General features: G+C 57.9%; 22 protein-coding genes. 11 read left to right on the top strand and 11 right to left on the bottom strand.

The annotated features are described in order from the left end of the window. Positions 1-31: 31 nt before the first annotated feature. Entirely contained in the window at positions 32-988 is a 957-nt protein-coding gene (locus RTX30_RS16990; protein ID WP_312691337.1) for a sensor domain-containing diguanylate cyclase, read from the top strand. 27 nt (positions 989-1,015) lie between these two features. Here the strand turns inward: RTX30_RS16990 and hycI are convergent, their stop codons facing one another. The 9 genes from hycI to hycA form a co-directional block, all read right to left on the bottom strand. After that, positions 1,016-1,471, bottom strand: a complete 456-nt coding sequence (hycI, locus tag RTX30_RS16985) for a hydrogenase maturation peptidase HycI (RefSeq protein ID WP_312691336.1) — start codon at positions 1,469-1,471, stop codon at positions 1,016-1,018. Beyond that, on the bottom strand, positions 1,464-1,874 hold the full coding sequence (locus tag RTX30_RS16980) for a formate hydrogenlyase maturation HycH family protein (RefSeq protein WP_312691335.1): 411 nt from the start codon (positions 1,872-1,874) through the stop codon (positions 1,464-1,466). The genes hycI and RTX30_RS16980 overlap by 8 nt, the downstream gene beginning before the upstream one ends. Beyond that, positions 1,874-2,638: an NADH-quinone oxidoreductase subunit B family protein gene (locus tag RTX30_RS16975; protein WP_312691334.1), complete on the bottom strand. Its 765-nt coding sequence runs from the start codon at positions 2,636-2,638 to the stop codon at positions 1,874-1,876. Before RTX30_RS16975 ends, RTX30_RS16980 begins: the two co-directional genes overlap by 1 nt. Further along, positions 2,638-3,180: a formate hydrogenlyase complex iron-sulfur subunit gene (locus tag RTX30_RS16970; RefSeq protein WP_312691333.1), complete on the bottom strand. Its 543-nt coding sequence runs from the start codon at positions 3,178-3,180 to the stop codon at positions 2,638-2,640. Before RTX30_RS16970 ends, RTX30_RS16975 begins: the two co-directional genes overlap by 1 nt. Before the next feature lie 15 nt (positions 3,181-3,195). Further along, positions 3,196-4,908 (bottom strand): hydrogenase large subunit, encoded by a 1,713-nt coding sequence (locus RTX30_RS16965; RefSeq protein WP_312691332.1) that lies wholly within the window; start codon positions 4,906-4,908, stop codon positions 3,196-3,198. Between the two features lie 12 nt (positions 4,909-4,920). Further along, entirely contained in the window at positions 4,921-5,847 is a 927-nt protein-coding gene (locus RTX30_RS16960; RefSeq protein WP_312691372.1) for a respiratory chain complex I subunit 1 family protein, read from the bottom strand. 2 nt (positions 5,848-5,849) lie between these two features. Continuing rightward, the gene (gene hycC, locus RTX30_RS16955; protein ID WP_312691331.1) at positions 5,850-7,664 is read right to left on the bottom strand and encodes a formate hydrogenlyase subunit 3; all 1,815 of its coding nucleotides are present in this window, start codon (positions 7,662-7,664) and stop codon (positions 5,850-5,852) included. Continuing rightward, positions 7,661-8,269 carry a 4Fe-4S dicluster domain-containing protein gene (locus RTX30_RS16950; RefSeq protein ID WP_312691330.1) on the bottom strand — a complete coding sequence of 203 codons (609 nt, stop codon included), beginning with the start codon at positions 8,267-8,269 and terminating at the stop codon, positions 7,661-7,663. The genes hycC and RTX30_RS16950 overlap by 4 nt, the downstream gene beginning before the upstream one ends. Positions 8,270-8,366: 97 nt before the next feature. Continuing rightward, positions 8,367-8,834, bottom strand: coding sequence for a formate hydrogenlyase regulator HycA (gene hycA, locus RTX30_RS16945; protein WP_312691329.1), 468 nt, complete (start codon positions 8,832-8,834; stop codon positions 8,367-8,369). A gap of 200 nt (positions 8,835-9,034) precedes the next feature. On the opposite strand from hycA, the gene hypA reads away from it, so the two are divergent. The 6 genes from hypA to flhA are packed head-to-tail and all read left to right on the top strand — an operon-like array spanning position 9,035 to position 14,767. Next, a complete protein-coding gene (gene hypA, locus RTX30_RS16940; RefSeq protein WP_312691328.1) occupies positions 9,035-9,382 on the top strand; it encodes a hydrogenase maturation nickel metallochaperone HypA in 348 nt (115 codons plus the stop codon). Positions 9,383-9,385: 3 nt separating this feature from the next. Further along, positions 9,386-10,258, top strand: coding sequence for a hydrogenase nickel incorporation protein HypB (hypB, locus tag RTX30_RS16935; protein ID WP_312691327.1), 873 nt, complete (start codon positions 9,386-9,388; stop codon positions 10,256-10,258). Continuing rightward, positions 10,249-10,521 carry a HypC/HybG/HupF family hydrogenase formation chaperone gene (locus tag RTX30_RS16930; RefSeq protein WP_312691326.1) on the top strand — a complete coding sequence of 91 codons (273 nt, stop codon included), beginning with the start codon at positions 10,249-10,251 and terminating at the stop codon, positions 10,519-10,521. The genes hypB and RTX30_RS16930 overlap by 10 nt, the downstream gene beginning before the upstream one ends. Further along, positions 10,521-11,642 carry a hydrogenase formation protein HypD gene (hypD, locus tag RTX30_RS16925; RefSeq protein ID WP_312691325.1) on the top strand — a complete coding sequence of 374 codons (1,122 nt, stop codon included), beginning with the start codon at positions 10,521-10,523 and terminating at the stop codon, positions 11,640-11,642. Before RTX30_RS16930 ends, hypD begins: the two co-directional genes overlap by 1 nt. Continuing rightward, complete coding sequence (gene hypE / locus RTX30_RS16920; protein WP_312691324.1) at positions 11,639-12,649, top strand: hydrogenase expression/formation protein HypE; 1,011 nt, start codon at positions 11,639-11,641, stop codon at positions 12,647-12,649. Before hypD ends, hypE begins: the two co-directional genes overlap by 4 nt. A 45-nt stretch (positions 12,650-12,694) precedes the next feature. After that, positions 12,695-14,767, top strand: coding sequence for a formate hydrogenlyase transcriptional activator FlhA (flhA, locus tag RTX30_RS16915; protein WP_312691323.1), 2,073 nt, complete (start codon positions 12,695-12,697; stop codon positions 14,765-14,767). A gap of 71 nt (positions 14,768-14,838) precedes the next feature. Here flhA and RTX30_RS16910 read toward each other — a convergent pair whose 3' ends face one another. Then, positions 14,839-15,183, bottom strand: a complete 345-nt coding sequence (locus RTX30_RS16910) for a nitrous oxide-stimulated promoter family protein (RefSeq protein ID WP_312691322.1) — start codon at positions 15,181-15,183, stop codon at positions 14,839-14,841. 94 nt (positions 15,184-15,277) lie between these two features. Here RTX30_RS16910 and RTX30_RS22405 point away from each other — a divergent pair, with 94 nt between their 5' ends. The 4 genes from RTX30_RS22405 (at position 15,278) to RTX30_RS16890 (ending at position 17,400) form a co-directional block, all read left to right on the top strand. After that, entirely contained in the window at positions 15,278-15,598 is a 321-nt protein-coding gene (locus RTX30_RS22405) for a LysR family transcriptional regulator (protein WP_409429827.1), read from the top strand. A 13-nt stretch (positions 15,599-15,611) separates the two neighbouring features. Then, positions 15,612-16,169: a hypothetical protein gene (locus tag RTX30_RS16900; RefSeq protein ID WP_312691321.1), complete on the top strand. Its 558-nt coding sequence runs from the start codon at positions 15,612-15,614 to the stop codon at positions 16,167-16,169. A gap of 122 nt (positions 16,170-16,291) precedes the next feature. Then, positions 16,292-16,900, top strand: a complete 609-nt coding sequence (locus RTX30_RS16895; protein ID WP_312691320.1) for a hypothetical protein — start codon at positions 16,292-16,294, stop codon at positions 16,898-16,900. After that, on the top strand, positions 16,897-17,400 hold the full coding sequence (locus RTX30_RS16890) for a surface-adhesin E family protein (RefSeq protein ID WP_312691319.1): 504 nt from the start codon (positions 16,897-16,899) through the stop codon (positions 17,398-17,400). Before RTX30_RS16895 ends, RTX30_RS16890 begins: the two co-directional genes overlap by 4 nt. 122 nt (positions 17,401-17,522) lie before the next feature. Here RTX30_RS16890 and RTX30_RS16885 read toward each other — a convergent pair whose 3' ends face one another. Beyond that, positions 17,523-21,266, bottom strand: coding sequence for a bifunctional nitrate reductase/sulfite reductase flavoprotein subunit alpha (locus RTX30_RS16885; protein WP_312691318.1), 3,744 nt, complete (start codon positions 21,264-21,266; stop codon positions 17,523-17,525). Positions 21,267-21,276 lie beyond the last annotated feature (10 nt).

Here is a 21,276-nt window from a genome sequence, read left to right as displayed (position 1 = left end):
TTGAAGAGACAACGTTCTGCGAGGATGACCTATGATATTCCCGGCGATGCCAGTAAATGAAAATGAACGACTCAAGTCGTTGTATATGATGGATTTACTGGACAAAAAGGATGATGAACGCTTTGATCGGTTGACCAGAATGGCGAAGACCACTTTTGACGTGCCCATCGCGGTTATCAGTTTGCTCGATCGCGATCGTCAGTGGCTCCTGTCGCGTAGCGGTGTCGATACTCATGAAACACCGCGCAACCTCTCATTTTGCGCACATGCCATCCTTGAAGAGGGCGTGTTTATTGTGAAAGACACCCTCTCCGATCCGCGTTTTTGTGAAAACCCCTTCGTGACAGGAGAGCCGTGGGTGCGCTTCTACGCCGGGTGCCCGGTGCGTCTGCCGGACGGAGCCATCGCGGGTACCATTTGTATTATCGATACCTATCCGCGCCCCTTCTCCAGTGCGGAAATTAATACCCTGCTCGACTTTGCCGCCATCGTGGAAGATGAGTTTTTGATCCTCAGCATGGCGATGACCGATACCCTCACCGGCATGCCGAACAGCCGTGGTTTTTACCGTACCGGCGAAAAGCGTTTCGCCTGGTTAAAAGATCACAAAAAAGAGTTCAGCCTGCTCTATTTCAGTATTGATAACCTGAAATCGATTAATGAGTTGCTGGGCAATAAAGAGGGCGATGATGTGGTAAAAACCTTCGCCTCCAATCTGACCAAGTGCCTGAAAGAACAGGATATCGCGGCACGGCTTGGTGGCGGTGAGTTTGCGGTGTTGCTGGGCAATACCGCAGTGAATGGCGTCGATGCATTTTTGTTTGATCTGCAAACCCGCATGGATGCTATCGACCATCTTTCCGGCAAGAATTATCACATCAATTATTCGCACGGCATTATTGAAAACGGTGGCAACCGATACCCGACGCTGCATGCCATGCTGGAAGACAGCGATAAAGTTATGTACGCGGAAAAACGCCGCCGCTAACGCTGCGCCGGGGAACCGGCGCACCTGTCACAGCAGCTCGAAACCGCCGTTGCCTTGCCAGCTTGCCAGTCGCTGGTAGATGTCTTCCACGGCGGTTTTTACGGGCGGCGTCATCGGGTAGTAAAAACCGACAATATCCGGCTGAATGCCAAGAAAAATCACCTCACCGATATCCTCTTTCAACTGATCAATCAGGTAATTTAGCGGCATATTGTGGGTGGTCATTAGGAACATCTCGGCAATATCATCCGGATTGACCACCCGAATTTCACCAGGATTCAGCCCCATATCGGTGGCATCGACAATCAACAATCGCGTTGGATGCAGTTCGCGGATCGCCACCACGTCGTTCTCCGGTGCGCTGCCGCCATCAATAACCTGCCAGTCTCCCGGCGGATTTGCTGCGCACATGTCGGCTAACAGCGGGCCTGCGCCATCGTCACCCATCATGCTATTGCCCACGCATAACAACACGTTAGTCACGTAGTCTCCTTACCATCAGATAGATGGCGCTCTCCTGGTAAATATCATGCAGCATCGACAGCAGTGTCTGCGTCCAGACCCGTTGCTGCGCATTCTGCCGCGACTGCGCCGCATCAAACGCGTTGGCCAGCATCATGATGTGGCTACTCTCAATCACGATTTCGCCGTAACGCGGTACGCCTTCCATCTTGCGGCGCGCCTCGCTACCCGCTTCCAGGGTCGCTATCCACGCCAGATAGGCCTCCCACGGGCAGGTGAGTGCGGTTTCCAGGCAGTCGATCACGCCCAAATGGTGGCCAATCGCCAGACTGTAATAGACCACCTGCTGCGCCTGTTGCGGCGCGTTGTCATTTTCGTCGACAAACTTACGCCGCAGCTGGCTAAAGACCACCGATTCGCCCATCAGATTTTCGCCTCCTGCACCACCTGATTCAGGTGGCTGACAATTTCCGTGAGACGCGGGTCGTTCTCCTGCGCCAGCCAGCGCACCACTTCATGCTCGCCAACACTGCGCAAACGCAAGAAATCATCCGCAATTTGCCGACCGTAACGATAACCGGCCAGACGGCGCGCAGTGCGATCCACTTTCACGCGCAACGGCTGCACCATAGAGGGGTGCAGGATCTCCGCCGGTTGATCATCCTGCTCGCCGGGCGTACGGGCATGAATTTTTTGCTCAAGTAACCCCAACGCCATAGCAAAGCCATACAGTGTGGCGGCCGGTGTGGGCGGGCAACCGGGAATATACACATCTACCGGAACGATTTTGTCAGTGCCACCCCATACGCAGTACAGGTCGTGGAAGATACCACCGCTATTGCCGCACGCGCCGTAGGAGATACAGATTTTGGGATCCGGCGCAGATTGCCAGGCACGCAGCGCCGGGGAGCGCATGGCACGGGTCACTGCCCCGGTAAACAGCAAGATATCGGCGTGACGCGGCGAGGGCACCACTTTAATGCCAAACCGCTCTGCGTCGAACAGCGGCGAAAGCGTGGCGAAAATCTCGATTTCGCAGCCATTACAGCCACCGCAGTCAACACGGTAGACGTAAGCCGAGCGTTTGATTTTCGTCAGCAGCGAGGCTTTCATACTGGCGATAGACTCATCCACCGTCATCGGTACCGGGATCCCGTCCGCATCGCGCGGACCTATCAGCTGGCTCATTAGCTGGCCTCTCTCATATGGCGGGTCAAATCAATACGGTCAGAGGGCACCAGGCACTTCTGCCGTTTGCACTCCGGGCAGGTTTCAAAGCTGGCGCGGTGCTGTTCTGCACGGCTATCACCGTTGTGCGCAAGCAGCGCAATGGCGTAGTCGATCTCTTTTTGCACCGCAAACGGCCGGGCACATTCGCGGCACTGGCACAGCTCGAAGCGCGATTGCTGCAAAAAGTCAGCCTTGCTCCAGACTGCCAGTTCATACTCCTGCGACAGGGTAATGGCCGCCGTCGGGCATACCTCCTCGCAACGGGCGCAAAATATGCAACGCCCGAGATTGAATTGCCAGGCCAGCTCGCCCGTGGCGAGATCCGTCTCCACCGTGAGCGCATTCGACGGGCAGGCGTTGACACAAGCGGCACAGCCAATGCACTGCTGCGGCGTGTGCTGAGGCTTGCCACGGAAGTTTTTATCTACCGGCATCGGCGACAAGGGGTACGACGTGGTCGCGGTACCGGTTTTGATCACTTTTTTGATAAAGGTAAACATGGCTACAGCTCTCCCCTACCCTTTCAATGGCGAGTTCTTACGCTCGACCCCGTAACGCTCAAGTTCTTTGTAAGCCACCACTTTGCTTTTCTTCTTGCGCACATCGACCACTGTCATACGGTCGGTGCAGGAGTAGCAGGGATCGAGACTGCCAATAATGAGCGGCGCATCGGAGACGGTATTGCCACGCAGCATATAACGCAGCGTTGGCCAGTTAGCGTACGTTGCCGCGCGGCAACGCCAGCGGTACAACTTCTGGTTATCGCCCGTCATGCTCCAGTGAATGTCATCACCACGCGGCGCTTCGGCAAAGCCCAACGCAAAACGGTGTGGAATATAGGTAAAGCCCTCAACCATCAGCGGCCCGCCTGGCAGGTTATCCAGCCCGTAATCAATCATATTGAGTGCCGTCAGCACTTCATTGATACGCACTTTCAGGCGCGAAATCACATCGCAGCCCTGCTCAGTGTGGACCGCAACCGGCAGCAGCCCGTAGCCGACAAACGGATGATCGGCGCGGGTGTCGCGCGCGTGGCCGCTGGCGCGCACCATCGGGCCAACGTTACTGAAATCACGGGCGATTTGTGGATCGAGACGACCAATGCCGACGGTACGCTGTTCGATATTCGGCGTGCTCATCAACATCTCCACCAGCTCGGTCACGTCGCGGCGCATCTGCTGCGCCAGCTGGCGAGTCTGGATCATGTCTTCTTTCAGCATGTCGCGACGAATGCCGCCAATCAGATTCAGGCCGTACGTTTTACGCGCCCCGGTCAGGATTTCTGCCATTTTCATGGAGGCTTCGCGCACGCGGAAGAACTGCATAAATCCGGAATCAAACCCGACAAAGTGGCAGGCCAGACCGAGGTTCAGCAGGTTAGAGTGCAGGCGTTCCACTTCCAGCAAAATAGCGCGGATCATCTGGGCACGCTCAGGCACTACAATGCCCATCGCATTCTCTACCGAGGTGGTATACGCGGTGCTGTGGGCAAAGCCACAAATGCCGCATACCCGATCAGAGAGGAAAGTGACTTCGTTGTAACCCATACGGGTTTCAGCCAGCTTCTCCATCCCGCGATGGACATAAAACATACGGTAATCGGCATCGACAATGTTCTCTCCGTCGACAAACAGGCGGAAGTGGCCCGGTTCATCAGAGGTGACATGTAACGGGCCAATCGGCACCACGTTATTTTTCTTATCGCCCAGTTCATTAATAAACGAGTAAGTTTCCGCATCGGTGGTTGGTGCCGGACGCTGGCGGTAATCCATACTGTCTTTACGGAGCGGATAAAGTTCATCCGGCCAGTCATCCGGCAGCACCAGGCGGCGCTCATCCGGCAGGCCGACCGGGATCAGGCCGTACATATCGCGCACTTCACGCTCGCCCCACACCGCAGCAGGTACACGCGATGTCACCGACGGATATTCCGGTTTCAGCGCATCGACCTCAATACGCACGGTGATCCAACATTTAACGCCCTGCTCCATCGACAGCACGTAATACACCGCGAAGTGGCCGTTCAGTTTGCGCTCATCGTTACCAAACAGCACCGACAGCCAGCCGCCCTGCTGGTAGTAGAGATACTCCACCACTTCTGGAAGGGAGTTGATTTTAATGGTAATGGTCAGTTGATCTTTGGTCTGCCACGCTTCATCCAGCACAACGCCAGGAAATTTCTCGTGCAGCGCAGCGAGATAGTGTCGACCGATTTTTTCTTCAGACATGCATAAACTCTCTTAATACGTCGCCAGTAAGGAGACGAACGCTAAAAAGGCGACGCCAAACCCGGCCCAGGTCACGCGTGACGTGGCGAGAAAGCGCAGACGCGCCATGCTGTTTTCAAACAGCGCAATCACCAGCACGCCCAGAATCAATTTTGCCAGCGCCACCACTACCGCCAGCCCTAACGCTGCGATACTGAAATCACGCATCTGCCCCCAGGGCAGAAAGACGCCGACAAACATTTGCAGCACCACCAGTTGCTTCAGGCTGATGCCCCACTTCATTACCGCAAAACCGCTGCCGCTGTACTCCGAAAGCGGGCCTTCCTGTAACTCCTGCTCCGCTTCAGCAAGGTCAAACGGCAGTTTGCCCATTTCGATAAACGTGGCGAAGGCGCAGGCGCACAAGGCCAGCAACAGAGGAATGGAGCGATGCAGCGGCCAGTGGTAAACGGTATCGGTGATGGCGCTGATATGGGTAGAACCCGCCACCAGCGCTGCGACCCACAGCCCCAACAACAGAATGGGCTCCACCAGTACACCGAGCATCGCTTCACGGCTGGCCCCCAGCCCGGTAAACGGGCTACCGGTATCCAGCCCCGAAATGGCAAAGAAAAAGCGGGCAACGGCAAACAGATAAATCAGGGTAATTAAATCGCCCAGTTCGGGCAGCGGCGATGCCAGGCTCACCACAGGCAGCGCGGTCGCCACGGTGAGCATCACACCGGTCATGACAAACGGCGTCAGGCGGAATACCCACCCGGACGCTGCGGGCGCTATACTCTGCCGACCCAGCAATTTGAACAGATCGCGGTACTCCTGCAGCACGCCTGGCCCACGGCGGTTATGCAAACGTGCCCGCGCCACGCGGCTGATCCCAGAAAGTAGCGGCGCAAACGCAAACAGCACCAGCGCCTGTAAGACAGCAAACAGAAAACTCATCATCAGGCTCCTCGCGAAATCACGACCACCACCAGCACTGCCAGTTCGATCAGCGCCAGCCGACGGAACAGCACCGGTGCCGCCTCGGCCCGCCAGCCAGGAAGCGGCAGCGTTGGCTCCAGCCATTTCCGTAGTTTCAGCACGGGTGCAAAGGCCGCTTTCACGGGCATGGCGAAACCGTGCGCCGTAATGACCATTGATCCTTCATGGTCATAACCACACACCCACGCGCTTCCGCGGCGGCGGGCTGGCAAACGATCGCCCTTGCACAGCAGCATCAGCAGCAATGGCAACAGCGGCGTGGCGATGAGCAGCAGGGCAATCATCGGCGGCGATACCAGCGTATTGGCGGTTTCCAGCGGCAACGGTACCGCGGCAAACAGCCGCGGCAGCAGCCAGGGGGCTGCCACCCCGCCCGCTACGCAGCACAGCGCCAGTGCGGCAACGCAGGCGGTCATCAGCCAGGGAACAGAACGTGGGGTTTCCGCCTGCGGGGTACGCGGCGCGCCAAGAAACGTGACGCCATACACTTTGGCCATACACATCACGGCCAGCGCGCCAGTGACGGCCAGGCCAACCGCCAGCAGCGGCCCGATAAGTTGCAGTGAGAACGCACCACTGGTGCTTAACCGGAAGAAAGACTGATAAATCACCCATTCGCCGGCAAAACCATTGAGCGGCGGCAGCGCGGCCATTGCCATCAGACCGACCAGCATCGCCAGCGAAATCACCGGCATCCGTTTGCCAATACCGCCCAGTTTTTCGATATCGCGATAGCCCGTGCCAAACCACAACGCACCGGCCCCAAGGAACAGCGTGCTTTTAAACAGGCTGTGATTGAACAAATGGTACAAGCCGCCCGTCAGACCCAGCGCGATGAGCGCGGGCTGTTGCAACGCGAGCCCCGTAACGCCCGCACCCAGGCCGAGCAGGATAATGCCGATATTCTCCAGCGTGTGGTATGCCAGCAGGCGCTGAATGTTGTGTTCCATGAGCGCATACAAGCCGCCGACAAAAGCCGTCAGCATGCCCAGCACCAGCAACACCCCACCCCACCACAGCGGTGGCTGACCGCCGAGCAGGGACAGACTAAGAATGCCGAACACCCCCACTTTCATCACCACGGTAGAAAAGAGCGCAGCCGCAGGCGCGGCAGCGTTCGCATGCGCTTGCGGTGCCCAGGCGTGCAGCGGAATGATCCCTGCCAGCAGACCAAACCCCACCACGCCCAGTAACCAGACATCGCTGCCCGGCGTTTGCCCGCTCAACAACAGCAGGTCAAGCGTGTGATATCGCTGCCACAGCAGCCAGCAAGTTATCGCCAGCAGGATCGTGCCGAAACGCCCCATCACAAACCACAATTTGCCGGACTCGCTACTCCCGGTGAGAAACACCGCGCTCAACGCCATGATCTCTGCCATCACCACCAGCGCGCCAAAGTTCGCTGCGCAGACAGCACAAACGGCAGCAGCCATCAGTAAATTGATCAGCAAGCCGTTGCTCTTTACTGCCTCATGCCGATGCCAGGCAATGTTATAGAGGCTGGTAAACGTGCTGCACACCCCCAGCGTTATCAGCCAGACCGCATTTAACGGCGTGACCAACAGGTGATAGTGAATGATCTGCATCGCGCCGCTCACGGGCTGCGCACTTAACAGTGTCATCACACCCGCCGCGGTGGTCATTACACCGCCCGCCGCGCCGCCAAGGCCAGCCAGCACACCGCTGAGCGCTTTGGCAGGGCTAAATAAATAGGCCAGCGCCGCCGCACAACACCAGACAGCAACCGCACCGCTTAACAAAGAGAGGGTCATCATTTCGCACTCCGGTTTTGCGCCTGAAACAGCGAGAGATCGCCATATCCAGTATTGAGAGTCAGTTCGCGCTTCCGACGGCTGGCGCGGGCCATGTCGCGGTTATTGACCAGATGCAGCGCCTTGGTCGGGCACATACGCACACAGGCGGGGCCCTGATCATCGAAATGGCAGAGATCGCACTTCACGGCGATAGCACGCACCCCGGGAACCCAGTCGAGCAGGGAACTGACACGCGCAGGCGCAGGGGGGGCAGCGGGTGCTTTCGGTGAGTTGACGTTGGCGGGAATGTCCAGCGGGCGACTACCAGAAAATTCAATCGCGCCAAACGGGCAGGCAATCGCGCACAGTTTACAACTGACACACAGGCTTTCATTTAACTGCACCGCGCCGTCAACGCGGTTAATCGCGTTCACCGGGCAGACGCCCGCGCAGGGCGCATCTTCGCAGTGGTGGCACTGCTGCGGCGCAGACTCATGTTCGCTACGCATTACACGCAGTCGCGGCATTGCCTGCAACCCTTGCGCGCGGTGCGTTTCGGCGCAGGCAGCTTCGCAGGTATGGCAACCAATACAGAGCGAAGCGTCGGCAATTACAAAACGGTTCACCAGCAAATCCTCAACTGATTCACCCGGCTTTCGGGCGGTCATTTATGACGAAACGTGTCACCCAACGTGTCACTTCGACACGTGTCGACACCCGGACTCAGGCCAGCACAGGTTGCTGACCATGGCTGGCAAGCGACGTGAGCGTGACCGGCGAGTCCGTTTCCATGGCGGTATAGAGGTTGTTGTAAACATCGGCGATCTTGCCAAGATAGTGCTCCAGCACTTTTTCGCGATCGCGATTGTTAATCACGCCGTCAATCAGGCCCTCACAGGTGATCTTCGCTTCGCCAATCAGGCGCGGGGCGCTACCGTCTTTGCTGGCCAGCGCGTATTCAATGGTGTGACCGTTAAAGCCCCCGGTGAGGGTGATGGAGACAGTGAAGTGTTCGAATAAGGCAAAGCACAGTTGATGTTCCGGCGCACTGCCAATGGTATGGTGCAAACGCGCCTTCGACAGCGTAATGCCCTGAACCAGCGTATTGCAGTAATCGCGCCACGCTTCCTGTAGTCGATGATGCCGCCCGGCGATATAGTCCGCCTTTTCACTCATTTCCCAAATCGTCATATCTGCTTACCCGGTTAATTGAAACAACGGCGGTAAAGCATCATCCATGCCAAATTTTAACATATTGATTTTTATAACTTAAAATCACAAACCGTCACCATTTCGACGTGTCATTTCGTCATGTTCGACATCGACACCGTGTCTTTTCCCACGCTGGCACTCTTATTGCATTAACGCGGCAAAGTTCCTAAGGAGGCGTTATGCACGAAATCACACTGTGTCAGCGAGCGCTGGAAATCATTGAACAGCAGGCCAGGGCAAACGGCGCGCATCGGGTTACCGGCGTGTGGTTAAAAGTCGGCGCATTTTCCTGCGTCGAAACCGAGGCTTTAACGTTTTGTTTTGATCTGGTGTGCCGTGGCACCCTGGCGGAAGGTTGTACACTGCACATCGAAGAACAACAGGCGGAGTGCTGGTGCGAGTCCTGCCAGCGCTATGTGACGTTGCTATCCCAGCGCGTTCGCCGCTGTCCACAATGCCACAGCGACCAACTGCACATCGTCGCCGACGATGGAATGCAAATTCAGCGACTGGAAATTGAGGAGTAAAGAATGTGTACAACATGTGGTTGTCAGGACGGTAACCTTTATATTGAGGGCGATGAGCATAACCCTCATTCCGCTTTTCGCGGTGCCCCCTTTGCTCCGGCGGATCGCCCGGTGCTGAAAATCACTGGCGTAAAAACGCGTGAGTTTAACCCGACCCAGCTCGATAACGGCGACCTGCACTATGGCCATGGCGAAGCCGGTACCCATGCGCCGGGCATGAGCCAGAAGCGCATGCTGGAAGTGGAAATCGACGTACTGGATAAAAATAACCGTATCGCCGCCCGCAACCGCGCCCGTTTCGCCGCGCAACAACAACTGGTGCTGAACCTGGTTTCCAGCCCCGGCTCCGGTAAAACCACCCTGCTCACCGAAACGCTGCAACGCCTGAAATCACGCGTCTCCTGCGCGGTGATCGAAGGGGATCAACAAACCGTCAACGACGCCGCGCGTATTCGCGCCACCGGCACGCCCGCAATCCAGGTCAATACCGGTAAAGGCTGCCATCTCGATGCGCAAATGATTGCCGATGCCGCGCCGCGTCTGCCGCTGGCGAATAACGGCATTCTGTTTATTGAAAACGTGGGCAACCTGGTGTGTCCGGCCAGTTTCGATCTGGGCGAACGCCATAAAGTGGCGGTGCTGTCGGTCACCGAAGGTGAAGATAAACCGCTGAAATATCCGCATATGTTTGCCGCTGCCTCGCTAATGTTGCTGAATAAAGTGGACCTGCTGCCGTACCTCAACTTTGATGTCGACAAGTGCATTGCGTACGCCAGAGAGGTCAACCCGAACATAGAGATCATCCTTATCTCGGCAACGCACGGCGAAGGCATGGCGAACTGGATTGACTGGCTGGAGACGCAGCGATGTGCATAGGCGTTCCGGGGCAAATCAGCGCCATTGACGGTTTACAGGCCAAAGTTGATGTTTGTGGCATTCAACGCGATGTCGACTTAACACTGGTGGGCAGTCACGACGACCACGGTCAGCCGCGCCTTGGGCAGTGGGTGCTGGTACATGTGGGCTTCGCCATGAGCGTTATTAATGAAGAAGAAGCCCGGGACACGCTGGCCGCGCTGGAGAACATGTTCGATGTCGAGCCGGACGTCGGCGCGCTGCTGTTCGGGGAGGCGAAATAATGCGATTTGTCGATGAATACCGCGCCCCGGAACACGTGATGCAGCTTATCGCCCACCTGCGTGAACAGGCGGCGCATCTCGCCTATACCCCAGCGCGCCCACTGCGCATTATGGAAGTGTGCGGTGGTCATACCCATGCGATTTTCAAATTCGGGCTTGATCAACTGCTGCCGGAAAATATTGAATTTATCCACGGCCCCGGCTGCCCGGTCTGCGTATTGCCGATGGGGCGCATTGATACCTGCGTAGAGATCGCCAGCCACCCGGAAGTCATCTTTTGTACCTTTGGCGACGCCATTCGCGTGCCAGGAAAAAATGGCTCGCTGTTGCAGGCGAAAGCGCGCGGCGCAGATGTCCGTATCGTTTATTCGCCAATGGACGCGCTGGCGCTGGCGCAGAACAATCCACAACGCAAAGTGGTGTTTTTTGGCCTTGGGTTTGAAACGACTATGCCCGCCACTGCCATTACGCTCCAACAGGCGAAAGCCCGCAACGTGAGCAATTTTTATTTCTTCTGTCAGCACATCACCCTGATCCCCACCCTGCGTAGCCTGCTGGAGCAACCGGATAATGGCATCGACGCCTTCCTTGCCCCCGGTCATGTCAGCATGGTGATCGGCACCGGGGCCTATACTTTCATTGCCGATGAGTTCCAGCGCCCGTTAGTGGTAGCCGGTTTCGAACCGCTGGATCTGTTGCAAGGCGTGGTCATGCTGGTTGGGCAGAAAATTGCCGCCGCCAGCCGGGTAGAAAACCAGTACCGCCGGGTAGTGCCGGATGAAGGCAATCGCCTGGCGCAGGCCGCCATTGCCGATGTGTTTGCCGTCGATGGCGACAGTGAATGGCGCGGACTGGGGATCATTGGCGAGTCGGGTGTACACCTGACGGCAGAGTACCAACGTTTCGATGCCGAACGCCATTTTCGCCCGGCGGTGCAGCAGGTATATGACGATCCGCGCGCGCGCTGCGGCGATGTGCTGACCGGTCGGTGCAAACCGCACCAGTGCCCGTTGTTTGGTAACACCTGTAATCCACAAAGCGCCTTTGGCGCGCTGATGGTCTCCTCGGAGGGCGCATGCGCCGCGTGGTATCAATATCGTGCTCAGGAGTGTGAAGCATGAATGACGTTCAACTCGCTCATGGCAGCGGCGGCCAGGCGATGCAGCAGCTTATCAGTCAGTTGTTTCTGGAGGCTTTCGCCAACCCGTGGCTGGCGGAGCAGGAAGATCAGGCGCGTATTGATCTCTCTGCGCTGGCCGCAGGCGGCGACAGGCTGGCGTTTTCAACCGACAGTTACGTTATCGATCCGCTGTTTTTCCCCGGCGGCGATATCGGCAAACTGGCGGTGTGCGGAACGGCGAATGATATTGCCGTCAGCGGCGCAACGCCGCGTTATCTCTCGTGCGGGTTTATCCTCGAAGAAGGGTTGCCGATGGCCACCCTGAAAAGCCTGGTCGACAGCATGGCGGCGACGGCCCGCAGCGCCGATATCGCTATTGTCACCGGCGATACCAAAGTGGTGCAGCGCGGCGCAGCAGACAAAGTCTTTATCAACACCGCGGGAATCGGCGCAATCCCCACAACGATCCGCTGGGCAGCACAGTCGCTGATGCCAGGCGATGTCCTGCTGGTGAGCGGCACGCTTGGCGATCACGGCGCGACGATCCTTAACCTGCGCGAAGGATTGGGGCTGGATGGGGAATTAATCAGCGACTGCGCGGTGCTGACGCCCTTGATCGCCACTCTGCGCGACATCCCAGGCGTCAAAGCCCTGCGTGATGCCACACGCGGCGGCGTCAATGCGGTGGTGCATGAGTTCGCCGCCGCCTGTGGGTATGGCATTGAACTGAACGAACGGGATCTTCCGGTGAAACCGGCGGTGCGCGGCGTATGCGAACTGCTGGGACTGGACGCGCTAAACTTTGCTAATGAAGGCAAACTGGTGATTGCCGTCCAGCGCGAGGCCGCAGAGCAGGCGCTGGCACAATTACGCGCTCACCCTTTAGGGCGCGACGCAGCAATCGTGGGTGAAGTGGTCGAACGCAAAGGTGTACGACTGACGGGACTTTACGGCGTGAAACGCCTGTTAGATTTGCCTCATGCCGAGCCGCTTCCGCGGATCTGCTGATTTTTTATTTTTTTACACCTGCGGGTGTGTTCCTGGATTAGCAAAATGTCGTATACACCGATGAGCGATCTCGGGCAACAAGGGTTGTTCGATATCACGCGTATTTTACTCCAGCAGCCGGACCTGGCTGCGCTTAGCGAAGCGCTGACCCACCTGACGCGGCAGGCGGCGCTGGCAGACAGCACCGCCATTGTGTTGTGGCATGCAGACAGCCACCGCGCCAGCCGCTACGTCGTGCAGACGGAAGATGACAGCGCCGCCTACGACGACCGGGCGCTGCTGGCAAGCGGCCCGATACGGCATATTCTCTCTCATCCTCAGGCGCTGCATTGTACCGCGCAGGCATACGCGGAAAGCTGGCCGCAACTGGCGCAAAGCGGGATTAATCCCCCCTTCGCGCACTATGGCCTGCTGCCGCTGGCGTCGGAAGGGCAGATTTTTGGCGGCTGTGAATTTTTTCGCCGCGACGATCGCCCCTGGACCGCCAAAGAAGCCGATCGCCTGCATACGCTGACGCAAATCGTGGCCGTGGTCGTTGAGCAGTTACAGAGCCGCGACCACCCGACGCCGGATTACGAACTGCTGTGTCAGGAGCGGAACGATTTTCGTATTCTGGTCGCCATTACGAATGCGGTGCTCTCACGGCTGCATATGGACGAACTGGTCAGCGAAGTCGCCAAAGAGATCCATTACTACTTCGGCATCGATGCCATCAGTCTGGTCCTGCGCGGGAGCCGCAAAGGCAAACTGACTATCTACTCAACCCATTATCTGGACGAAGCCGATCCCACCCACGACACCCAGGAAGCCGATGAAGAAGGAACGCTGACCGAGCGGGTGTTCCACAGCAAAGAGATGTTATTGCTGAACCTGCATGAGCGCGACAAACTCGCGCCCTACGAACGGATGCTGTTTGAAACCTGGGGCAATAAAATCCAGACCCTGTGCCTGTTGCCGCTGATGTCGGGCCAGAATCTGCTGGGGGTTCTCAAGCTGGCGCAGTGCCAGAAAGAAGTATTCACTCAGGCAAACCTGAAACTGCTGCGCCAGATTGCCGAGCGTATTGCTATTGCGGTTGATAACGCGCTGGCCTACCAGGAGATCCACCGCCTGAAAGAGCGGCTGGTGGATGAGAACCTTGCCCTGACCGAACAACTTAACAATGTCGACAGCGAATTTGGCGAGATCATCGGGCGCAGCGAAGCGATGTTCAGCGTGCTTAAACAAGTGGAGATGGTCGCACAGAGCAACAGCACAGTGCTGATCCTCGGCGAAACCGGCACCGGCAAGGAGTTGATCGCCCGCGCCATTCACAATCTGAGCGATCGCAACAGCCGCCGGATGGTGAAAATGAACTGTGCGGCAATGCCCGCCGGTCTGCTGGAAAGCGACCTGTTCGGTCATGAACGCGGGGCATTTACCGGTGCCAGCGCCCAGCGTATTGGCCGCTTTGAACTGGCGGATAAAAGCTCATTGTTCCTGGATGAGGTCGGCGATATGCCGCTGGAGTTACAGCCCAAACTGCTACGTGTATTGCAGGAACAAGAGTTTGAGCGGCTCGGCAGCAATAAACTGATCCGCACGGATGTCCGGCTTATCGCCGCCACTAACCGCGATCTGAAAAAGATGGTTGCCGATCGTGAGTTCCGCAGCGATCTCTACTATCGCCTGAATGTCTTCCCGATCCATCTGCCGCCGCTGCGCGAGCGACCGGAAGATATTCCGCTGCTGGTGAAAGCCTTCACCTTTAAGATTGCCCGCAAAATGGGGCGCAGTATCGACAGCATTCCGGCAGAAACATTGCGCGTACTGAGCGCCATGGAGTGGCCAGGCAACGTGCGCGAACTGGAAAACGTCATTGAGCGCGCCGTCCTGCTGACGCGCGGCAACGTCCTGCAACTGTCGCTGCCGGAAATCAGCGTACCGCAGACGCCGTCGCCAGAGCCTGCAGAAGTGGCGCGCGAGGGTGAAGATGAATATCAGTTAATTGTGCGGGTGCTGCGCGAAACAAACGGCGTGGTGGCCGGGCCAAAAGGCGCTGCACAGCGTCTGGGGCTGAAACGCACGACGCTGCTGTCGCGCATGAAACGGCTGGGCATTGATAAAGAGACATTGTAACGACAGCCCCTGTGTCACAGGGGCAATCGGGCCTGTGCGTAGTTATGCGGGCGGGAGCTGCGGCTGCTCCGCTAGCCTTTGCGGCGATATTTCTCGGGGAGCTCGGGGACCGGGCGACTGTCGTCAATCAGATGGCGCACAGTGAGCAGAGGGTGCCGCCAGAGCATACGCGGCCCGGCCCAGCGCATAATCTGTTTCATCTCTTCACGTTTTGCCGGCTGGTAGCAGTGCACCGGGCACTGTTTACAGGCCGGCTTCTCTTCGCCAAACACACATTTATCTAACCGTTTTTGTGCATAGGCATACAGGTCCGCATAGTGCGTCGCACTGCTGACCGCATCCGGGCAGGCGCGATGATACAGCGCAATCATCTTTTGGATGGTCAGTTTTTCCCGCAGGATACGTGGGCCAGACATTACGAGCACCTCCTCAATAAGATGCATGAATAATACAACTTAACGAGGCCGGGTTGCACCCCATGAGTGCATTTTCTGCGCAATGATGGGGGCAATGACAACCCGCCGTCGCCACAGCCAGCGTCATTCCCCGCCTGCAACACTGGCGCGTTTCTTGCGTAACTCTCTTTCTGTTTCACCTGAAGACGTTTTCCCATTCATTTCACAAGGTGCCGCTATGGAATTGAAATGGTTCGAAGATTTTCTCAGTGTCGCCCGCAATGTCAGCTTCACCCGCGCGGCCGATGAACGGTATATCACCCAGTCTGCACTCAGTCGCCGTATTCGCCAGTTGGAGGAGTGGCTGGGCGTTCCGCTGTTCTGCGGGTCATCTGAGCCTACCAACGTGGCTGTACCACCCCCAGCATGTGATTGAGCGCATTGGCGTAATGCCGAAAAAACACCCCTGCTGCGGCTCGACACACCGCATTCTTGACGCGCTGGGCGATTTACAGGCACAGCACCCTTTCCGCGCTGACGAGGTCGAACAGGTGCACTGTCTGGTGGGGATTGCCAACTGGCGGAACCTCGCTTATCCGCAGCCGGCGGATGAAATGCAGGCGCGGTTTTCCATGCCTTACTGCGTGGCGCTGATGCTGGAAAAAGGCATGCTCAGCGTCGCCGATTTTACCCCACAGGCAGTGGCGTTACAGGCCGATGCACAGAAGCTGGCGCGCATTACCATGAGCGCCTGGACGGCGGAGCAAGAAGCGGAAGATCCGGCGTTGCCCCATGTGTTAACGCTGACGCTAAAAAATGGCCTCACCCTGCGCCATTCGCGCCTGCACGCCGCCGGTTCACGGGAAGAGCCATTCAGCGCGCAAGCACGCGCCCGCAAGTTTTTCGACTGCTGCGCCCGGCTGCAAGATGCACCGTCACTGTACGACCAACTCACCTGGCTGGATCACTGCACGGATATCCATTTCGCCCGCTCCCTGCTGCTATAGCCCCTCTCTGCCGCTGCGGTCAACGCAGCGCACCGGATTGCCTCTCCCTTGCCAAAACTTCTAAAGAATTCCGTCTGATTAACGATAAATTAATCACTCAAATTTATAGGTAAGGATGCTTTATGCACGTCCGTTTGATCTCTCTGGCGCTGTTGGCCCTGGCGACAACCGCCACAGCAACTGCGCAAACCCTCCCGGAAAGTTTACTGCGCTGTGACAGTCAGTTTTTTAGCGAACTGTACGCGCAACGCGCCGCCTTAGCTCACACCGCACCGCTGAAAACCGATAAACAAGGCCACGCCTGGTTTGTTGCGCCTAAAGAGGGGGAAGATGTGGTGTGGTTTACACAGCCACTCAAGGTGCAGCAACTGACCATTTCCGGTTACTTCATGCGTACCAGCGACGGCGATGAACTGGGGAAATTCTATTTCTGGGGACTGGTTTTTGACCAGCCGCCGCAGGCTATCGTCAGCGCCCTGCCGAATGTGAAATGGCAGCAGGATGGCAACAATTACATCGTGGAGCCAATGATCAAACGCGTCGGCGATAAAGCATGGCAACACAATACCGGCGCGGCCAGCGGCATCGCGCCCGGCAAGAACAGCGTTGAGAAACTGGCAATGCTGGAAACCAGCGGCGACAAATCGCAACTGTTATGTACGCTGCAGGGCAACGTCACCGACGAGGATTTACTGCCGCTGCGCCCGGATCTGAAAGGCAACCACAAATGATGAAACCGCTGTGGTTATGCGCCGCACTGCTGCTGATGACGGGCTGTGCCAGCGTGAATAAGCCTGCTGTACCGGCGGCGAAAGCGCGCCCGCATGGTCTTATCAAAATGCTGGAAGATGAAACTGGCGGCACCTATGCAGATATGCGCACCGTCTCCACTTACAAGGGCAACACGCGTCTGCGCCGTCTCTGGCTGATTAATAATTATGAGCAAGGCGGCCTGTACCAGAAAAACCCGCCCATCTCGGTTTACAGCTCACGCGCCATTTATGTTTTCAACTGCGATACGCAAGAATACGCCCAGTTCGAACGCATCTACTTTACGCAGCGCTGGGCCGAAGGCGACAAAGTGTTTAAACGCCACAGCATCGGCCAGTGGCAGCCCTATCCGCAGGAGTCGTTAATGGGGATTGTCGCTGCGGCCGTCTGCCTGATTGACCCTGCACGTCTGAAGCCGGAACCCCCGCGTGATACCGACACGCCAGACGTTGGCGATTGATACCGTAAAATACAGAGCAGCAGTAAAAGACTCAGGGGGCAATTGTGCCCCCTTTTTCACACCGCAACCCCGGCTGAATGCGCCGTCGCGGGGTCGCCGCTTTGTATCACAGCGGACAAAGGTTAATAGACATCCCGAAGGTAGCGCTTCTCCTGTATCCGTCTTGCCACCCACGCGCTGGCCTCGTCGGCACTCATTGCGCCCCAGCGCTGCACTACCTGTTTGAGCGCGCTGTCCACATCTTTTGCCATTCGTCTGGCATCGCCGCACAGGTAAAAATGGGCGCCGTCGCGCAGCCAGCGCCATAAGGTTTCGCCCTCTTCCAGCATACGGTGTTGCACATAGACTTTTTCCGGCTGATCGCGGGAAAAGGCCGTGCTCAAACGGTGCAGAACCCCTTCGCGCTGCCAGGCTTCCAGTTCGTCACGGTAGTAAAAATCGGTCGCGGCACGCTGTTCGCCAAAGAAGAGCCAGTTTTTCCCGCTGGCAGCTGTGGCCTGGCGCTCCTGTAAAAAGCCGCGAAACGGCGCAATACCGGTTCCCGCACCGACCATAATCACCGCCGTATGCGGATCAGCTGGCAGGCGAAAATGGGGCGATGCGTGAATAAAAATGGCGGCGCTGTCGGCGCGATCGGCCAGAAAAGTGGAACAGACACCACCGCGCAGGGGTTTATCACCATAACGAACCGTAGACACCGTCAACGCGACCTGCTGCGGCGACACTGTCGGGCTGGAGGAGATGGAGTACAAACGGGGCTGCAATGGCCGGAGCACCGAGACCCAGGCTTCTGCCGTCGCCCGCAGTGGGAACAAATGCAACAGATCGATAATCTGCCGCCCCCACAACCACTGTTGTAATGCCTCGCTGTTTTCGCTCGCAAGCCAGCGATGCAACTGCGGGCTGGCGGAGTGTTCGGCCACAAAACGCAGGATCTCCGGCGTAATTCGACTAATGTCGATATGGCGGCTCAGCGCGTCGGCGAGCGACATCTCGCCCCGCTCAGCCACCTGCACCGGCGTGTGGGGGGCAATGCCAAGCGCAGCAATAAATGCGTCAACCTGCTGCGGGCAATTCTGGGGCCAGACACCCAACGCATCCCCGGCCTGGTAGTGCATCCCGCTGACCTGTAAATCAAACACAAACTGGCGGATTTCCCGCTCTGCGCCCGGCCCATTCAGCAGCCGGTTACCCACCAGCGGAGCAGTCAGAGGCGCATGGCGACTGAAGCCGGGCGGTGATTGCTGCGGCATATCATCGGGTAATACGTCAACAGAACAGGGCAATGCCCGCAGAATATCGTGGAGCCAGCGCCGGGCGTCGGCACTGTCGGCTTCACAATCTACACGCGGGATAAGCCGTTTCCCGCCGAGCGCCGCCAGCCGGGCATCAAGCTGGCGACCAAAGCCGCAAAAACGGTCGTAACTGGCATCGCCAAAGGCCAGCACTGCGAATTCGGTGGCGGCAAGCCGTGGCGCGCGATCTGTCTGTAATTCAGCCCATAACGCCGTGGCATTGTCGGGTGGGTCGCCATCGCCAAAGGTACTGGCAATCCACAGCACACGAGGGGTAGCGGCGATGTCCTGCAACGTGATGCTCTCCATGCCACAGACTTTTACCGCAGGCATGGCCTGGCGTAAACGTTCGCCACAGGCGCGGGCAAAGGTTTCGGCATTACCGGTGGTCGAGGCCCACAGCACCAGGGTTCCGGCTTGCTCCTCTGCGTTGTTTTGCCCGCTGCTTGCCGGTTTCTCCACCGGCTGCAACGCGCTGCGCGTCAGGGCAACGGCACAATGTTTCAGCTCCGGTTGCAACGACAGGGGATCGACGGCATCGCTGGTGACCGCATTGATCGCCAGTTTGTCGCCAAACAGATCGTTCCAGTGAAACGGGGCAAAACAGTGCCCGGCAAGAACCCGATCGGTGATGACCGCAGGCAAGGTCGCCTGCCCGCGTCGTGAGGAAATATCCACCCTGTCGCCCTCGCTAATCCCAAGTCGCGCGGCATCCTGGGGGTGGATTTCAATAAACGGCCCTGGATTGAGTTTATTGAGCATCGGGATTTTGCCGGTTTTGGTCAGAGTGTGCCACTGGTGCTGGAGGCGCCCGGTATTCAGCACCAGGGGAAAGCTATCGTCCGGCATATCGGCAGGCGGTAAATCCGGGCGGGCAAAGAATTGTGCCTTGCCGCTGGGCGTGGCAAAACGCAGCGTCGACTGACGGTAGCGGATCGGGTGGCGCGGCTGGTCGTCACCCGGCGGGCACGGCCACTGCAACGGCGCATCACGCAGGCGTGCATAACTGGCACCGCGAATGTCATAGCCCGTATCGGGGTTCCAGGTCTGGCGAACTTCGTCGAATACCTCCTGCGCGCTGGCATAAGTAAAACCGTCGGCGTACCCCATTGCGCAAGCCACCCTGGCGATAATTTGCCAGTCCGCCAGCGCTTCGCCCGGCGGCGTCACCGCCTGCTGCATCAACGTCATGTTGCGTTCAGAGTTGATCATCACCCCTTCGGCTTCTGCCCACAGCGCGCCCGGCAGCAGAATATCGGCGTAGCGGTTGGTTTCGGTATTGAGGAAAGCATCCTGGGCGATAACCAGTTCCGCCTGTTGCAACCCGGCAATCACGTTTTGCCGGTTCGGCACGGTCGCGACCGGATTGGTGCAGATTATCCAGCAGGCTTTAATGCGCCCGGCGCGCATCTCGTCGAACAACGCGATCGTGCCGCCGCCAGTCTCACGGCGTAATGTCCCCGGCGGCCGCTGCCAGAGCTGTTCAACAAAGGCGCGATCTTTTTCGACCAATACCGAACGCTGGCCCGGCAAGCCGCCGCCCATGTAACCCACTTCACGGCCCCCCATTGCATTCGGCTGGCCGGTAAGCGAAAACGGCCCGCTGCCAGGACGGCAAATCGCGCCCGTGGCGAGGTGCAGGTTGCAAATGGCATTGGTGCTCCAGGTGCCGTGCGTGCTCTGGTTCAGCCCCATGGTCCAGCAGCTCATCCACTCGCCTGCGCGACCAATCCACTCTGCGGCCTGCCGAATGTCGGCTTCTGCCAGCCCGGTGCGTTCCGCCACCTGCTGCGGCAGGTAGTCCTGTAAAAAGTCCGGCATGCCCTGCCAGCCTTCGGTAAACGTCTCAATAAAAGGGTTATCAAGATGGCCGTTTTGCACCAGCAGCCCGAGCAGGCCATTCAATAACGCCAGATCGGTCCCGGCATTGATCTGTAAAAACAGCGAGGCTTTCTCTGCCGTTGCGGTACGCCGTGGATCGACAACGATCAATTTCGCCCCGGCGTTAACCCGCTCCATCATGCGTAAAAAGAGGATCGGGTGGCAGTCAGCCATATTGGCACCTATCACCAAAAACAGATCGGCGCGATCGAAGTCATCATAAGAGCCGGGGGGGCCGTCCGATCCCAGCGACAGCTTGTACCCGCTGGCGGCGCTGGCCATACAAAGCCGGGAGTTGGACTCAATATTGTTAGTGCCGATAAACCCTTTCGCCAGCTTGTTCGCCAGGTATTGCGCCTCCAGCGACATCTGCCCGGAAACATACAGCGCCAGCGCATCCGGGCCATGCGTATCAAGGATGGCGCGTAGCCGCCGCGCCGTTTCGCCAATTGCGTCCGTCAGCGCCACCTGCGTGGGTTCCTGCTGACGCTGCGCCCGCACATAAGCGTGAGCCAGCCTGCCCGGTGCGGTAATGGCCTGCGCGCTGCTTTTGCCTTTAGTACAAAGGCGGCCAGCATTCGCGGGGTGTGACTTATCTCCTGTTACGTCGATAATGCGCTGGTTTTCAACCTGTAAGACCAGACCACAGCCTACCCCACAATAGGGGCATACACTTTTTATCTGCTCCATTTTCGCCCCC

This window comes from Kosakonia sp., from assembly GCF_032052965.1.
Classification (GTDB): Bacteria; Pseudomonadota; Gammaproteobacteria; order Enterobacterales; family Enterobacteriaceae; genus Kosakonia.
This window is presented reverse-complemented; position numbering and strand designations above follow the sequence as displayed.

Coding starts and splice junctions, on each gene's coding strand:
- RTX30_RS16900 (WP_312691321.1), top strand. CDS start 15,612: ATGCCGAAAAAACACCCCTGCTGCGGCTCGACACACCGCATTCTTGAC.
- hypD (WP_312691325.1), top strand. CDS start 10,521: ATGCGATTTGTCGATGAATACCGCGCCCCGGAACACGTGATGCAGCTT.
- hypE (WP_312691324.1), top strand. CDS start 11,639: ATGAATGACGTTCAACTCGCTCATGGCAGCGGCGGCCAGGCGATGCAG.
- RTX30_RS16980 (WP_312691335.1), bottom strand. CDS start 1,874: ATGGGCGAATCGGTGGTCTTTAGCCAGCTGCGGCGTAAGTTTGTCGAC.
- flhA (WP_312691323.1), top strand. CDS start 12,695: ATGTCGTATACACCGATGAGCGATCTCGGGCAACAAGGGTTGTTCGAT.
- RTX30_RS16960 (WP_312691372.1), bottom strand. CDS start 5,847: ATGAGTTTTCTGTTTGCTGTCTTACAGGCGCTGGTGCTGTTTGCGTTT.
- RTX30_RS16965 (WP_312691332.1), bottom strand. CDS start 4,908: ATGTCTGAAGAAAAAATCGGTCGACACTATCTCGCTGCGCTGCACGAG.
- RTX30_RS16930 (WP_312691326.1), top strand. CDS start 10,249: ATGTGCATAGGCGTTCCGGGGCAAATCAGCGCCATTGACGGTTTACAG.
- RTX30_RS16990 (WP_312691337.1), top strand. CDS start 32: ATGATATTCCCGGCGATGCCAGTAAATGAAAATGAACGACTCAAGTCG.
- hycC (WP_312691331.1), bottom strand. CDS start 7,664: ATGATGACCCTCTCTTTGTTAAGCGGTGCGGTTGCTGTCTGGTGTTGT.
- RTX30_RS16975 (WP_312691334.1), bottom strand. CDS start 2,638: ATGAGCCAGCTGATAGGTCCGCGCGATGCGGACGGGATCCCGGTACCG.
- RTX30_RS16890 (WP_312691319.1), top strand. CDS start 16,897: ATGATGAAACCGCTGTGGTTATGCGCCGCACTGCTGCTGATGACGGGC.
- RTX30_RS16885 (WP_312691318.1), bottom strand. CDS start 21,266: ATGGAGCAGATAAAAAGTGTATGCCCCTATTGTGGGGTAGGCTGTGGT.
- hycA (WP_312691329.1), bottom strand. CDS start 8,834: ATGACGATTTGGGAAATGAGTGAAAAGGCGGACTATATCGCCGGGCGG.
- RTX30_RS16910 (WP_312691322.1), bottom strand. CDS start 15,183: ATGTCTGGCCCACGTATCCTGCGGGAAAAACTGACCATCCAAAAGATG.
- hypA (WP_312691328.1), top strand. CDS start 9,035: ATGCACGAAATCACACTGTGTCAGCGAGCGCTGGAAATCATTGAACAG.
- RTX30_RS22405 (WP_409429827.1), top strand. CDS start 15,278: ATGACAACCCGCCGTCGCCACAGCCAGCGTCATTCCCCGCCTGCAACA.
- RTX30_RS16895 (WP_312691320.1), top strand. CDS start 16,292: ATGCACGTCCGTTTGATCTCTCTGGCGCTGTTGGCCCTGGCGACAACC.
- hypB (WP_312691327.1), top strand. CDS start 9,386: ATGTGTACAACATGTGGTTGTCAGGACGGTAACCTTTATATTGAGGGC.
- RTX30_RS16970 (WP_312691333.1), bottom strand. CDS start 3,180: ATGTTTACCTTTATCAAAAAAGTGATCAAAACCGGTACCGCGACCACG.